At 70.2% G+C, this 13,809-nt stretch carries 15 protein-coding genes; 4 read left to right on the top strand and 11 right to left on the bottom strand.

What is annotated here, in order from left to right; all coding sequences use genetic code 11:
• Positions 1 to 130: 130 nt before the first annotated feature.
• Positions 131 to 727 carry a TetR family transcriptional regulator gene (locus OHB13_RS26620; protein WP_328378740.1) on the bottom strand — a complete coding sequence of 199 codons (597 nt, stop codon included), beginning with the start codon at positions 725 to 727 and terminating at the stop codon, positions 131 to 133.
• Between the two features lie 55 nt (positions 728 to 782).
• Here OHB13_RS26620 and OHB13_RS26615 point away from each other — a divergent pair, with 55 nt between their 5' ends.
• Entirely contained in the window at positions 783 to 2,006 is a 1,224-nt protein-coding gene (locus tag OHB13_RS26615) for a beta-ketoacyl-[acyl-carrier-protein] synthase family protein (RefSeq protein ID WP_328378739.1), read from the top strand.
• A gap of 81 nt (positions 2,007 to 2,087) precedes the next feature.
• Positions 2,088 to 2,645 carry a glycoside hydrolase family 25 protein gene (locus OHB13_RS26610; protein WP_266860691.1) on the top strand — a complete coding sequence of 186 codons (558 nt, stop codon included), beginning with the start codon at positions 2,088 to 2,090 and terminating at the stop codon, positions 2,643 to 2,645.
• 61 nt (positions 2,646 to 2,706) lie between these two features.
• Here OHB13_RS26610 and OHB13_RS26605 read toward each other — a convergent pair whose 3' ends face one another.
• Both OHB13_RS26605 and OHB13_RS26600 read right to left on the bottom strand, forming a co-directional pair.
• A complete protein-coding gene (locus tag OHB13_RS26605; RefSeq protein WP_266852819.1) occupies positions 2,707 to 3,366 on the bottom strand; it encodes an NADPH-dependent F420 reductase in 660 nt (219 codons plus the stop codon).
• 13 nt (positions 3,367 to 3,379) lie between these two features.
• The gene (locus OHB13_RS26600; RefSeq protein ID WP_328378738.1) at positions 3,380 to 3,526 is read right to left on the bottom strand and encodes a hypothetical protein; all 147 of its coding nucleotides are present in this window, start codon (positions 3,524 to 3,526) and stop codon (positions 3,380 to 3,382) included.
• Between the two features lie 300 nt (positions 3,527 to 3,826).
• Here OHB13_RS26600 and OHB13_RS26595 point away from each other — a divergent pair, with 300 nt between their 5' ends.
• Positions 3,827 to 5,047: a glycoside hydrolase family 64 protein gene (locus OHB13_RS26595; protein WP_328378737.1), complete on the top strand. Its 1,221-nt coding sequence runs from the start codon at positions 3,827 to 3,829 to the stop codon at positions 5,045 to 5,047.
• An 89-nt stretch (positions 5,048 to 5,136) separates the two neighbouring features.
• On the opposite strand, the gene OHB13_RS26590 is transcribed toward OHB13_RS26595, so the two are convergent.
• Positions 5,137 to 5,349, bottom strand: coding sequence for an EF-hand domain-containing protein (locus OHB13_RS26590; RefSeq protein WP_266852822.1), 213 nt, complete (start codon positions 5,347 to 5,349; stop codon positions 5,137 to 5,139).
• Positions 5,350 to 5,413: 64 nt separating this feature from the next.
• Positions 5,414 to 6,337 carry a MerR family transcriptional regulator gene (locus OHB13_RS26585; RefSeq protein ID WP_328378736.1) on the bottom strand — a complete coding sequence of 308 codons (924 nt, stop codon included), beginning with the start codon at positions 6,335 to 6,337 and terminating at the stop codon, positions 5,414 to 5,416.
• Positions 6,338 to 6,394: 57 nt separating this feature from the next.
• Here OHB13_RS26585 and OHB13_RS26580 point away from each other — a divergent pair, with 57 nt between their 5' ends.
• A complete protein-coding gene (locus OHB13_RS26580; protein ID WP_328378735.1) occupies positions 6,395 to 7,057 on the top strand; it encodes a GNAT family N-acetyltransferase in 663 nt (220 codons plus the stop codon).
• Between the two features lie 53 nt (positions 7,058 to 7,110).
• Here the strand turns inward: OHB13_RS26580 and OHB13_RS26575 are convergent, their stop codons facing one another.
• The 6 genes from OHB13_RS26575 to OHB13_RS26550 all read right to left on the bottom strand — a co-directional run bounded on the left by OHB13_RS26575 (position 7,111) and on the right by OHB13_RS26550 (position 13,771).
• On the bottom strand, positions 7,111 to 8,325 hold the full coding sequence (locus OHB13_RS26575; RefSeq protein WP_266852828.1) for a YncE family protein: 1,215 nt from the start codon (positions 8,323 to 8,325) through the stop codon (positions 7,111 to 7,113).
• Positions 8,322 to 9,122 (bottom strand): polysaccharide deacetylase family protein, encoded by an 801-nt coding sequence (locus OHB13_RS26570; protein WP_328378734.1) that lies wholly within the window; start codon positions 9,120 to 9,122, stop codon positions 8,322 to 8,324. Before OHB13_RS26570 ends, OHB13_RS26575 begins: the two co-directional genes overlap by 4 nt.
• 308 nt (positions 9,123 to 9,430) lie before the next feature.
• Positions 9,431 to 9,955: an ATP-binding protein gene (locus OHB13_RS26565; RefSeq protein WP_266852832.1), complete on the bottom strand. Its 525-nt coding sequence runs from the start codon at positions 9,953 to 9,955 to the stop codon at positions 9,431 to 9,433.
• Between the two features lie 221 nt (positions 9,956 to 10,176).
• On the bottom strand, positions 10,177 to 10,944 hold the full coding sequence (locus OHB13_RS26560; RefSeq protein ID WP_266852834.1) for an enoyl-CoA hydratase/isomerase family protein: 768 nt from the start codon (positions 10,942 to 10,944) through the stop codon (positions 10,177 to 10,179).
• Positions 10,945 to 11,105: 161 nt separating this feature from the next.
• On the bottom strand, positions 11,106 to 12,362 hold the full coding sequence (locus OHB13_RS26555) for a L,D-transpeptidase (protein ID WP_328378733.1): 1,257 nt from the start codon (positions 12,360 to 12,362) through the stop codon (positions 11,106 to 11,108).
• Between the two features lie 206 nt (positions 12,363 to 12,568).
• The gene (locus tag OHB13_RS26550) at positions 12,569 to 13,771 is read right to left on the bottom strand and encodes a L,D-transpeptidase (protein WP_328378732.1); all 1,203 of its coding nucleotides are present in this window, start codon (positions 13,769 to 13,771) and stop codon (positions 12,569 to 12,571) included.
• Positions 13,772 to 13,809: the final 38 nt, after the last annotated feature.

Genomic DNA, 13,809 nt, shown 5'->3' with positions numbered 1-13,809 from the left:
CCGCGCAGGTCCCGGTGGAGGAGGAGCCAGCGATGGCCAGGATCGTCAGGTCGGTGCACGGCCGCCGGAACGGTGTACGCGCCGGGGCCGTCGTCGTCACCGCCCCGCCTCCGTGCCCGTACGGGCGGGGTCAGCCCGACGGGTCCGGGGAGGGCGGGGCCAGTTTGCGGGCCGTCTCCACCACGTAGGCCCGCAGTGCGTCGGCATCCGGCGAGCCCTCTCCCGCGCCCAGGACCAGGCGGGCCATCTGCGGGAACGCCAGCGGCCAGACCGCCACCCCGATGAGGGCGAGGAACGTGGCAGCGGCGTCCCCCACCAGCCGCCCGCCGGTGGACTCCGCCAGCGCTGCGGCCTTCCGTGCGTACTGCTCCGTGCGCACCTCGTCGTCGGGCAGCGACCGGTCGCCGTAGTACAGGGCCTCCCACATCATCATCCGGGTCAGCTCGGGGTTGCTGCGGTGGAAGTCGTACACCCGTCCCGCGTACTCGCCCGGGTCGCCGTCCGGCAGTCCGACCCGTACCGCGTGGTCGACCACGGACTCCGCGACGACCGCCGCGAACAGCTTCTCCTTGCTGCCGAAGTACCCGTAGATCCGCTCCTTGTTGGCCCCTGCCCGAGCGGCGATGCGGTCGACGCGGGCGCCGCCCATGCCGTGTTCGGCGAACTCCGTGCGGGCGGCGGCCAGCAGGCGGGCGCGGGTCCCCTCGGTGCGGGCGTTTGTCGTCATGGAGAGATCATACGAAAGTTGCCAACCAACTGGATGGTTGGCTACGGTCCCCCGCATGGCGACAAGAACGGATGTCTGGGTCACCGGCCTGGGGGCCACCACGCCGCTCGGCGGCGATGTCCCGCGTACCTGGGCCGCGATGACAGCGGGCGAGAACGGAATCAGCAGCCTGGACGGTGAGAGCTGGGCGCGGCAGTTGCCGGTGCGGATCGGGGCCCGGATGCGCCAGGACCCGGCGGAGTCACTGAAGCGCACCGAAGCCCGCCGGCTCGACCGGTGCGAACAGGCCGCACTCGTCTGCGCCCGCGAGGCCTGGAGGGACGCCGGCGCACCCGAAGTCGACCCGGAGCGCCTCGCGGTCGTGATCGGTACGGGTACCGGCGGCCTGCTCTCCCTGCTCGGGCAGAACCGCGTGCTGGAGGAGTCGGGCCCCAGGAAGGTCTCGCCGCACACCGTCCCCATGCTCATGGCGAACGGCCCGGCCGCCTGGGTCTCCATCGACCTGGGAGCCCGGGGCGGAGCGCACACCCCGGTGAGTGCCTGCGCGTCCGGCGCGGAGGCCATCGCGTACGGCCTCGACCTCATCCGGGCGGGGCGGGCCGACATCGTGGTGGCAGGCGGCTCCGAGGCGAGCCTGCATCCGCTGCCGCTGACCGCCTTCGCGCAGATGATGGCGCTGTCGACGGCCAACGACGATCCTGACGGCGCCTCACGCCCCTTCGACGCCGCGCGGGGCGGCTTCGTACTCGGTGAGGGCGCAGCCGTCCTGGTCCTGGAGAGCGCCGAGCACGCCCGCGCCCGCACCGCGCGGGCGCACGGAGCGGTGGCCGGGGCGGGCACGACGTCCAGCGCGCAGCACATCACCGCGTCCGACCCCGACGGCCAGGCCCGGGCGATCCGCAAGGCATTGCGGGACGCGGAACTCACCCCCGCGGACATCGGGCACGTCCACGCGCACGCCACCTCCACCCCGCAGGGAGATCTCGCGGAGGCGGAGGCGGTCGCGGCGGCTGTCGGCGCCCATCCGGTGGTCACGGCCACCAAGTCCATGACCGGTCATCTGCTGGGCGCCTCGGGCGCGTTGGGTGCGATGGCGGCGATCCTGGCCCTGCGGGACGGGACCGTTCCCCCGACCCGCAATCTGACCCGGCTCGACGAACGGGTACCGCTGGATGTCGTCACCGGCAGTGCCCGCAGCGGGCGTTGGGACGCCGCCCTGGCCAACTCGTTCGGCTTCGGCGGCCACAACGTATCCCTGGTTCTCACATCGCCCAGGTGAGCGAATGCAGTCGAGCCCTCCGGAATGGGTAAGTGGAATATGGAATACCTGAGTTCCACGACACACCGGGAGGCGGTGCCCGTGCTGCACGGCATCGATGTCAGTACGTACCAGTCGTCGTTCGACACCGACGGTCTGGCCTTTGTGTTCATCAAGGCCTCCGAGGGCCACACCTATGTCAATCCACGGCTGACCACACAGACCAAACTGGCGCGGGACGGCGGGTGCGTCGTCGGCTTCTACCATTTCCTGTGGCCCGGCAACATCCAGACGCAGGCCGAGTACTTCGTGAGCAAGGCCCCCGAGAAGGGGGGCGACCTGCTCGCGGTGGACTGGGAGACCACCGGCGACGGAACCCGGGCCAGCAACGCCGAGAAGGACAGCTTCATCCGCGCGGTGAAGAAACTGCGGCCGCACAACCGGGTGCTGCTGTACACGAACCGCGACTACTGGCTGCACCACGACACCACGTCGTACGCCGGGGACGGGCTGTGGATCGCGGACTACACCACGGCGGGCAAGCCCAGGATCAAGGCGACCTGGACCTTCCACCAGTACAGCGACAGCCCGCTCGACAAGGACGTGGCCCACTCGCGCTTCGCGAGCAAGAGCGCGCTGAAGGAGTGGGCCACGCCGTAGGGATCGGCTGCACCGCAAGAAGCCGCAAGAAGCCGCAGGAATCCGCCAGGACCAGCAGGGGTCAGGCCCGGAAGGCGGCGGGGCGCTCGCGCGGTGCGTCGGCGAGCGCCTTGGCGATCCCGTCGGCGTCGGCCGAGAGTCCGTAGACAGGGGTGTCCGGCTGCTGGCGCCAGGAGTCGTCGATGCCGCCCGCGTCGACGGTGTCGAAACCGATCTCGTCGATCAGCTCGCGTACGACCCGCTTGGCGGCCTCGTCGTCCCCGGCGACCGGCAGGGCGAACCGGCCGGAAGCCCCCTGGGGCCGGGCCGCGTCGATGATGTTGTGCGCGTAGATGCCGTTGAACGCCTTGATGACCGGGTGGCCGATCTGCTGCTCGGTCCAGCGGCTCTCCGGGAGCCCGTCCTCGATGGCGTCGATCCGGCCGTCCCGCTCCCGCGGGTAGTAGTTGCCGGTGTCGATCACGGCCACGCCAGGAGCGGCGCCGTCGAGCAGACCGGACGGCAGATCCGGTACGGCCTTCAACGGGATGGTGACCACGACGACCTCGGCACCGTGCGCCGCCTCTGCCACCGGGACAGGGGTGGCGCCCGTCTCCTCGGCGAGATCGCCCAGGGTGTGCGGGCCGCGCGAGTTGGCCACGGACACGTCGTGCCCGAGCGCCGTGAGCCGCCGGGTGAGATTGCCGCCGATGTTTCCGGCGCCGATGATGCCGATCTTCATGATGTGCCCTCCGCTACAGGTGTTCCGGGTGCGGTGCTGTGGTCGTACGGTGCTGTGGTGGTCCGGTGCCGTGGTGGTCCGGTGCCGTGGTCGTACGGCGCTGCGGTCGCCAGGTGCCGTGTTCGTACGGCGCTGCGGTCGCCAGGTGCCGTGTCGTCAACTCGGTGTCGTGCCCTGTGCTGTCGCCCGGTGCGCTGCTCCGCGCTGTCGCATCGGTCGCCAACCTCCGCGCCGTCCGGGCTATTCCGGCGCACGCGCCCGTTCACCCGGACGCCACGCCCGGACGACCGCCGCCCCGCCTTCAAGTGGTGAAGGCAGAAAAGAATATGAGAGCGCTCTCAGCCATAGGTATTGACCTGTCCCCCGAGCCTCGCAACAGTAAGTGCCGTGCGGGAGGCCACCCCCCACAGCACCTCCGCCTCCCGCGCGCTCCGCCCCCCACAGACCACAGGAGACTTGCGTGATATCCCGCAGACTGTTCCTGACCGGCGCCGCGGCGACCGCCACCGCTCTCACCTACCCCGCCTGGGGAAGCGCGCTCAGTCCACGCGCCTCGGCCTCCGCCGCCACCTGCGAACTGGCCCTGGAGAACAAGTCGTTGCCCGGCAACGTCAACGCCTATGTCACCGGCCACGAGCAGGGCACCGACCAGTGGGTCCTGCTGCGCGCCGACGGCAGCGTGTACCACCCGCAGTCACCGTCGGCCCCGCAGACACCGCTGCCGGTCGACTGCGCCATCCCGCTGAAGGCCGCAGGCGCGGGTCCGGTCACCTTGACGCTCCCTCAGATGTACGGCGCCCGCATCTACTTCGTGCGCGACGACACACTCGACTTCTTCCTCAACCCGGGCCCCGCCCTGGTCGAGCCGGCCTTCGCCACCGCCGCGGACCCGAACTACGGCCGCACCTGGTCGTTCTGCGAGTTCACCTTCAACCCGGACCAGCTGTACGCCAACATCTCCTACGTCGACCTGGTGACCGCGGTCCCCATCGGGCTCTCGCTCACGGGCGACAGCGACCACACCGTCGCCCCGCTGCCCGACGGCGCGGTCGACAAGATCGCCGCGGATCTCACCACCCAGGCGGGCAAGGACGGCCAGCCCTGGGACAAGCTGATCATCCGCGGCTCGGACGGCAAGGTGCTACGGGTGATCTCGCCGCAGAACCTGATGGCGTCCGCCTCCCCCGACGCGATGCCGTTCGGCGATCTGTGGACCGGCTATGTGGACCAGGTCTGGGAGAAGTACAGCTCCACCGACCTCACCATCGACCTGCAGGGCGGCAAGGGCAGCCTGAAGGGCCGGGTGAGCGGCGACACCCTCACCTTCGACGGCGGCCACACCTTCACCAAGCCCGACTCGAAGTCCATCTTCACCTGCAACGACGGCCCCTTCGCCAACAATCCGGGTGACCCGGACGACAAGAAGGCGCTGCTCGCCAGGATCGCGGCCGGGTTCAACCGGTCGATCATGCTCACCCACCCCAGCCAGCCGAACGGCACCACGGCTGCCGACTACTACCAGGGCGACGTCACCAACCACTGGGCGCGGGTACTTCACGCCAACTCGCCGATCGGGTACGCCTTTCCGTACGACGATGTGGTCCCCGACGGCCAGCCCGATGTCTCGGGCGCCGCGAACGACGGCAATCCGGTCCGGTTCACGGTGTCCGTCGGGCCCTGACGCAGGACACCGCACGCCGGTCCCCCGTACGACGCGACAGCCCCCCGGCACCGGTGCCGGGGGGCTGTCGCGCTGCTTGTCCGTACGCGCTACTTGTTCAGCGACGCCCAGAACTCCTCGAAGGAGAGCCTGCCGTCACCGTTGGCGTCCTTGGACCTGATGATGGACTGAGCCACGGTCTCGGTCACATGGAAGTCACCGAGCTGCGCCATGACGCTCTTGTACTCGCTCGCCGTGATCCGGCCGTCGCCGTCCACGTCGAGACGCTCGAACGCCTTGCGGGCCTCTTCTTTGTCCGCCACTGGGTCCACCCCTTCTTGGTACGTGCCTGACGGTAGTCAGATTAACCGGCGGGGCGGGACCGCATTACCCGGCGGGGTGGGCCCGCAGGGCGGCGGCCAGCCAGGCGAAGTCCTCGTTGTGCTGGGGCTGCCCCTCCCGGCCGTTGATGACCGCCATCAGCCGCCGGTAGCGGTCCGCCTCGGCGAAGGCGGCGCCCTCCAGCCGCCGGAGCAGCGCGTCCCGGTCCGCGGTGGCGCCGAGCAGCTGGTCCAGGATGCCGGCGGCCTCCGCGGAGCCGGGGGCGACACCGCTCTCGCGGGCGTCACCGGCCAGCCGGGTGACCTGCTCGACGAACCACTGCCGGTCCCCGGTGCCTGCGGCTCCCCCGTCGTCCTGGGCCGCCCGGGTGTTGAACTCGGCCATGGCCCGCATCCGTTGCCGGAAGGCCGGGTCCTGGACCAGCTCGGCGAGCTCCACCCAGGCGTCGACCTGCTCGGGGGTGGGGTCGTCGGGCAACTCCACGACGGTGCGCCGGACCTGCTCCTGGATGCCCGGGGTGATGTCGAGGCCGCCGAACACCTCCTCGGTGAACTCCTCGATGATGCGCTTGCGTTCCACGGTGGACAGCCGTGCCAGTCGGTTCATGAGTGCCATCTCCTCTGCGCCTGACGCGCGTTTCGCGACGGTCGACAACACGGCCCGGTTCAGCCTCAGCGAACGGATCTGCGCGTCCAGGGCCGCCACATGGGCGGCGGCCACGTCGGCGATTCCGCTCTCCCCGGCCAGCACCCGGCGCACCGTGGCGAGACCGAGGCCGAGCTCCCGCAGGGTGCGGACGAGTTCGAGCCGGGCCACGCAGGCGGCGTCGTACAGCCGGTAGCCTCCCGTCGACCGCCCGGCCGGCGGCAGGGCGCCGATGTCCGACCAGTAGCGGATGGTCCGTACGGAGAGCCCGGTACGGCGGGAGAGCTGACCGATCGTGAAGACTTCGGGTCCGTCGTCGTTCATGTCTGCGAGTCTGTTCCTTCCAGCCGCTGGAGACTCAAGCCGAGGAGTTACCCGAAAATGCGTTCGACCGGGAGCGGTGCGTCACGCGGCACTCTGGCTGCCATCCTGACAGCGGCGGCACACGGTTCCTTCCCTCCGGCGGACGGGGCGACGACCGTGATCGCCCAGCCGAACGCCCGGGACGCCGGGGTGCTGGCCCTGACCGCCCACTCGGTGGTCTTCCTCGACGAGGATCCGCAGTGGGTACGCAGGACGCTGGCCGATACCGCGGCGGACCCGCTCGCCGCGGCGATGAACCCGGCCTTCCTGGCCGCGCTGATGACCCGTACCGGCCGCCGGATGAACACCATCGACCTGCTGACGGCCGCACCCGCGCTGCCGGGCGAACCCCCGGTCGCACTGCGGGAGATCAAGGATCCGGACCACCCGAGGGTGGTCCGGTCCCGGACGTTCCGCGACGAGGTCCGGGTGTGGGCGGCTGACGGCGGCGTGCTGATCATGGGACGCGGGGTCGCGGGGCGCCCGGAGGCCGCCATCGAGGTGGACGAGGCGGCGCGTGGCCGGGGGCTGGGACCGCGGCTCGCGGTGGCCGCCCGGCACCTCGTCGAGGGGGACGTCGTATGGGCGCAGCAGTCGCCGGGCAACGCCCGCAGCGTACGGGCGTTCCAGCGAGCGGGGTACCGGCCGGTGGGCTCGGAGGCACTGCTGGTGGCGGGGTGACCCGGGATACCGATGCGGAGTGGACCCGCCCCGCCCGCGTATCCGGAAGTGCCCTAGCGGAAGATCCCGGTGTGACCCAGCGAGTAGCGGCCGGGCTGCGGGTACACCGCGAGTCCGTGCGGGCCGCTGCCGACCGGGATGCGGGCGAGCTGCTTGCCGCTGGTGGTGTCGATCGCGTACACCTCCGCGTTGTAGCGCCCGGTCAGCCAGAGCACCTTGCCGTTGGCCGAGACGCCGCCCATGTCGGGGCTCCCGCCGCCGGGCAGGACCCACTTCTTGATGAGTTTGTCCTGCGGGAAGCTGAAGACCGAGATGGTGCCCTCGCCCCGGTTGGAGATGTACATCTCCTTGGAGTCGCGGCTGATGTAGAGCCCGTGGCAGCCCTTGCCGGTGTGCACCAGCTTCGGGGTGGTGAACTTGTCCGCGGGGAGCACCCACATCCCGTCGGCCATCATGTCGGCGATGTAGAAGGTCCGGCCGTCCGGCGAGATCTTCACGTCCTGCGGCATCGCCCCCTTGAAGGGCAGCTTCTGCTGGCCGACCACCTTCATCTTCTCGGTGTCGACCTTGAGCAGTTCGCCGGAGAACTCGCAGGAGACGATGAAGTACCGCCCGTCGGCCGAGAAGTCCGCGTGGTTGACGCCGGAACACGTCACCGGGAGGGTCTTCTTGATCTTCATGGTGTGCGGGTCGCGGAAGACGAGCTGGCGGTCGAGCGAGGCCATGACGATGGCGTACTTGCCGTTGGGCGTGAAGTAGAGGTTGTACGGGTCGTGGACGTCGAGCGTCTTCCCCACCTTGCCGTTCGCCGGATTGATCGGCGTGAGCGTGTTGCCCCGGTCGTTGTTGACCCAGAGCGTCTTCAGGTCCCAGGAGGGCACGACGTGCTGCGGCTGCACACCGACCGGGATGGTGCGGATGACCTTGTACGTCTTGGGGTCGATCACGTTGACCGTGTTGGAGTTGGTGTTCGGTACGTAGACCAGGGACGGGAACTTCCGCACGACGGGCGAGAGTTTGCCCGGGCGGTCCGCCGCGTACAGGTCCTTGGGGTTGAGGACCGGGGGCATACCGGCCAGTGGCGCGGGTTCCGCCGACTTCGCCGCGGTGCCCCGCTGCGCGGCGGCAGCGGTGGTGGTTCTGGCGGCGGCCGGGTGTGCACGGTGCCCGTGTGCGGCCTCGCCGGAGGACCCGCAGCCGCCGAGTGCGACGGTGAGGCCGGTGGTGACGGTGGCGGCGAACAGCCCGGTGGTGCGTTTGGTGATCATGAGGTCAGCAGCTCCGTAGTCGTCACCGCGTGCAGCCCGCGGCGGTCGAAGGCGTCCAGGATGGCGGGCAGCGCGGCGACCGTGTCCGCGTAGCCGAAGTGCATCGAGACCACCGAACCGGACCGGACAGCGCCGGTGACGTTGCGGACGACCGCCGCGACGCCGGGCGAGGTGAAGTCGAGGGAATCGGTGTCGTACGAGAGCACATGGGGGTACCCCGCGCGTCCCGCGAGCCGCTGGACCAGGGGGGTCGCGTACTGGGTGCGCGAGGGGCGGAACCAGGTGCCGATGGATCCCGTGAGCCGCCGCAGCCGGTCGGCGCAGCCGGTGATCTCGGCGTACGCCTCCTGCTCGCCCATCGCCGAGATGGAGGTGTGGTGGAGGGTGTGGTTGCCCAGGTCGTGACCGCCGTCGAGGATGCGGCGGGCCATCGCGGGATACTCGTCGAGCCAGGTACCGACGGCGAGGACGGTGACCCGTGCTCCGGCCCGTTCCGCCTCGGCGAGCACGGACTTGGCGATGGCGGGCTCGCCCTGGCCGTGGAAGGTGAGCGCGACGCGGGGGCGGCCACGGGGGCCGTGTGCGATCTGGGCCGGCTGCCCGGCGAAGGCGAGGGGTGCCGGGGCATGGAGGGCCCGGGATGTGGCGGGCCCGGAAGGGGAGCGTGCGGGGCGGGCCCCGGCCGGGGAAGGGGCCGCGGCGGGTGCGCCGCCGCCGGAACACCCCGCGGTGAACGCCCCGGCGACGGCCGCGCCGGCTCCTGCCCGCAGTGCGCTGCGGCGGCTTATGTCAGTCACGCGACCATTTAATGAGGAATCACCTGAAGCGGCCCTTTTTGCCTCATCGCACCCGGCAGGGACATAAGGCCATCAGGAGCGGCCGACTGAGGTCCGGGGTCCGGCAATCATCCGCAGAATCTCGCACGCGCTCGTAGATTTACAGGCGGGTTGGTCACTTCACCTGGGATTCACAGCAGCCACGCCGTGATCCGGATGGGTACAACCGGGTGGCATCACGACCGTTCGGGGCCCGCTTCCACGACTGCGGGGCACGACTGCGGGGCACGGGCGCGGGTCACGGGTGCGGGGTTCCACAGGCGCGTACGTCAGGAGGGCTGTCGGTCGGCGACCCGCATCTCGAACCAGGTGGTCTTGCCGCGCGGCAGCAGGTCCACCCCCCAGCGGTCCGAGAGCTTGTCGACCAGGAAGAGGCCGCGCCCGCTGACATCCATCGGCTGGACCGGCATCAGACAGGGCAGCCCGCGGGACGGATCGCGGACCTCCACCCGGATCCAGCCCCGGCGGCGCAGCATCCGGAGCCCGAAGACCCGGGCGCCGGTGTGGCGGACCGCGTTGCCCACGAGCTCCGAGACGAGTAACACCGCGTACTCGGCGGTCTGCGCGGAGAGCCCCCACTGGCGCAGTACGACGCCCCGGGTGAGCCGCCGAGCGGTCGCAGCCGACTCCGGACGGGACGCCAGCCGCACCTCCGCGTCCGTTGGGCTGCCGAACAACTCCAGTGCTTTCAGAGCCTGTTCGTCCTCAACGGCCGGTACCCATCGCGCAGCATCCGCGTGAACGCGCTGCCGCGGCTGCTCCACACCCTCCAGGCCCGCCATGCCCCCCATCATGGCCGCCCGAAGCGGCCTCCGGGGCCGTTCCGAGGGAATCCGCAATTGCATTCCCTCGTCGGGCACCCCACACTTTGGCATATGCACATGGCATTGCAGGGGCCTTCACACCCGTCCTGAGCTGCGCGGATTCCCCCCTCATGAACGAAGTTCAAGGGTCGAGATCGCTCACTCCTTAAGGTTCTCTTAAGGCGCAGCTAATCCACCCAACCGGGTACTCCTCAGCGGAACTTGGCCTTGCCGGGGCCCTCATCGACGAAGCTGCGCATACCCCGTTCGCGGTCCTCCGTCGCGAAGAGACCGGCGAACCAGGTGCGCTCGATGGCCAGTCCGGTGTCGAGGTCCGTCTCCAGACCCGCGTCGACGGACTCCTTGGCGGCGCGCAGCGCGATGGCCGGTCCCTGGGCGAGCCGTGCCGCCCAGGCGTGCGCCTGCTCGTACACCTCGGCCGCCGGGACGACCCGGTCGACCAGACCGAGGGTGAGCGCCTCGGGCGCCTTGACCTGACGGCCGGTGAAGATCAGATCCTTGGCCTTGGACGGGCCGATCAGCCGGGAGAGCCGCTGGGTGCCACCGGCGCCGGGGATCAGACCGAGCAGGATCTCGGGCTGCCCGAGCTTGGCGTTGTCGGCCGCGATACGGAAGTCGGCGCAGAGCGCCAGTTCGCAACCGCCGCCCAGCGCGTATCCGGTGACCGCGGCGACCACCGGCTTGGGGATCCGGGCCACCGCGGTGAAGGAGTCCTGCAGGGCCCGGGAGCGTACGACCATCGCCGCGTGGTCCATGGCCTGCATCTCCTTGATGTCCGCCCCGGCCGCGAACACCTTCTCGCCGCCGTAGAGCACCACAGCGCGTACGTCGTCGCGGTGGGACGCCTCTTCGGCGAGTTCGCGGAGCCGGTCCTGGATCGCGACGTTGAGTGCGTTCATCGGCGGGCGGTCCAGACGGATGGTGCCGACGCCTTCTGAGACTTCGAGGGTGACTGTCATGACAGCAGGTTAACGGTGGCTAACGCGGTGCGGCCCGGTGCACTTGGTCACAGTGCACCGGGCCGTACGGGGCGAGGCCGGAGGGGCTGAAGGCGAGGCGGGTGTTACCCCTTCCGGCCCGTACTGCTTCTTCCAGCCCGTGCTGCTTCTTCCAGTCCGCGTTATTTCTTCCAGTCCGCCCAGGACATGTTCCAGCCGTTGAGTCCGTTGTCCGGCTGGATCGTCCTGTCGTGCGAGTTCTTGACTATCACCACGTCACCGACGATCGACCTGTTGTAGTACCAGGCAGCCGGGGTCTCCTTGCTCCAGCCACCGCGCACGTCGTGCAGGCCGACACAGCCGTGGCTGGTGTTCGCGGCGCCGAACGTACCGCTGGATGCCCAGTAGTTGCCGTGCACGAAGGTGCCGGAGTCGGACAGGCGCATCGCGTGCGGCACGTCCTTGATGTCGTACTCACCGCCGAACCCGACGGTGGCCCCGTTCATCCGGGTCACCGCGTACTTCTCGCTGATGACCATCTGCCCGTTGTACGTCGTGGTCGCCGGGGCACCCGCGCTGATCGGGATGGTCCTGATCAGCTTGCCGTCCTTGACGACCTTCATGGTGTGGTTGTCCGCGTCCACCGTGGAGACCATCGAGCGGCCGACGGTGAACTTCACGGTCTTGGTCTGCTTCCCGTACACCCCGGGCCGGCCCTCGACACCGTCGAGGTCCAGCTTCACCGTCACCTTGGTACCGGCCGCCCAGTACTTCTCGGGGCGGATGTCGAGGCGGTCGTTGCCGAACCAGTGGCCCTCGACCGGTACGGCGGGGTCGGCCGTCACCTTGATCGCGTCCTCGACGTCCGCGGGGTGGGTGATCCCGCGGGTGAAGTGGATCGAGACCGGCATCCCGACACCGACGGTCGAGCCGTCCTCCGGTGTGTACTGGCCGAGGAAGGTGTTCTTCGGCACGAGCGTGGTGAAGGCCGTGTCCTTCGCGGACTCCCGGCCCTTGGCGTCCTTGGCGACCGCGTGCACCTTGAACCTGGTGGCGGCGGGCAGGTGCTGGAGCGGCTGCCAGCTGGCGCCGCCCGCCGCGATACGGCCCGCGACCTCGTTGCCCTTGGCGTCCTTGACCGTGACGGAGGTCAGCCGGCCCTTGTCCGCGGTGACCTTGAGCGCGTCACTGGTGGCCACCGACTCGGCGCCGTCCTTCGGGGCCACCGTCACGACGGCCTCCGACGCCGTGGAACCGGCCTCCTTGCCCGCGCCCTGCTTCGCCTTCTCATCGCTGCCGCCGCTGCCCGAACCGCCGCACGCCGTGACAAGCAGCAACAGCGCACCCAGCAGGAGAGCCAGCAGTCCGGGCCCGCCGCGCCGCGCCCCGCGCGCAGGCCGGCCCCCGGCCGATGTCCCCGATATCGGTCGCCCGTTCAACAAGATGGTGGTCTCCCCTCGCGCACGTTCCGGCTCCGCCGGTGCACGTACCCCCGCGCGCCGTGTCCGCGCGCACTGGTCCACAGAATAATCGCAGCGCGCGCCCGCCGGACTCCCCGCCAATGTCACCGTTCAGTTCCAACCGGGCGCCGCCGCGCAGGTCGTGGGACACGGCGCCTGCGGGCGGAGCTCATGGGGACACGGCTTCAGCCGAGCGCGGAGCCGGCCTTCCAGTGGGCCCAGTCCAGGTTCCAGCCGCCGAGCCCGTTGTCCGGGGAGACCGTCGTGTCCGTCGAGTTGACGACCTCGACCACGTCGCCGATCAGTGTCTGGCCGAAGAGCCAGCCGGCCGGAGAGGTGGCGCTGCCGCCGCGCGCATCGCGCAGCCCGACACAGCCGTGACTGGTGTTGGACGCGCCGAACGTACGGGCGGGCGCCCAGTAGTTGCCGTGCAGGAACGTCCCCGAGTTGGTCAGCCGCATCGCGTGCGGGACGTCCGGGATGTCGTACTCACCGCCGAAGCCGACCGTCCGGCCGTTCATCCGGGTCACGGCGTGCTTCTCCATGACGACCATCTTGCCGTTGTACGTGGTGTGCTTCGCGGCGCCCGCGGTGACCGGCAGGGTCGTCAGGAGCGCACCGTCACGGCGTACCGCCATGGTGTGCGCCGCCGCGTCGACCACCGACACCTGGGAGCGGCCCACCGTGAAGCCGACGGTCTTCTGCTGGGTCCCGTACACCCCCGGCGCCGCCTGTACATCGCGCAGCCGCATCCCGACGGAGACCCGGGTGCCCGGCTTCCAGTACGCGCTCGGCCGGAAGTCCAGACGGCTCCTGCCGAACCAGTGGCCCTCGACCGGAACCGAAGGGGTGGCGGTGACGCGGATCGCCCGCTCCACGGCCGGGCGGTTCTCGACGGGGCGGTTGAAGTTGAAGGAGACGATCATGCCGGTGCCGACGGTGGAGCCGTTCTCCGGTGTGAAGTAGCCGATGAAGCGGTGCGGGGGAACGAACGTGGTGAAGGTGGTGTGGCGGGCCAGGGTGTGACCGTCCCCGTCGGATGCCACCGCGTCCACGGAGTACTCGGATGCGAGCCCGAGCAGGCCGCCGTCCGCCTTCCAGGTCCTGCCGTCGCCGGAGACACTGCCGGGAAGCACCTCGCGGTGGCCGTCGGTGACGCTGTAGACCGTGACCTGTTCGAGCCGCTTCCCGTCCGGTACCCGCACCTCGACCTTGCCGTGCGCCCCGACGCCCTTCGCACCGTCGTCCGGCATCACCCGGATCGCCTCTTCGGGTGCCCGCGGTTTTCCGTCCCAGCCGGATCCGCATCCGGTCGGTCCGGCCAGCAGTCCCGCCCATACCAGCGCGGCCGCGACGCCCGCCCGTGTCCGCTTTGTCAGTTGTCTCACGGACCGCTCAACGACCACCCCCCTGCGGGGGAAACGTG

The sequence above is a fragment of the Streptomyces sp. NBC_00440 genome (assembly GCF_036014215.1).
In the GTDB taxonomy this organism is placed as follows: domain Bacteria; phylum Actinomycetota; class Actinomycetes; order Streptomycetales; family Streptomycetaceae; genus Streptomyces.
The sequence above is the reverse complement of the archived record's forward strand: the minus strand, read 5'-3'. Positions and strand labels throughout refer to the sequence as shown.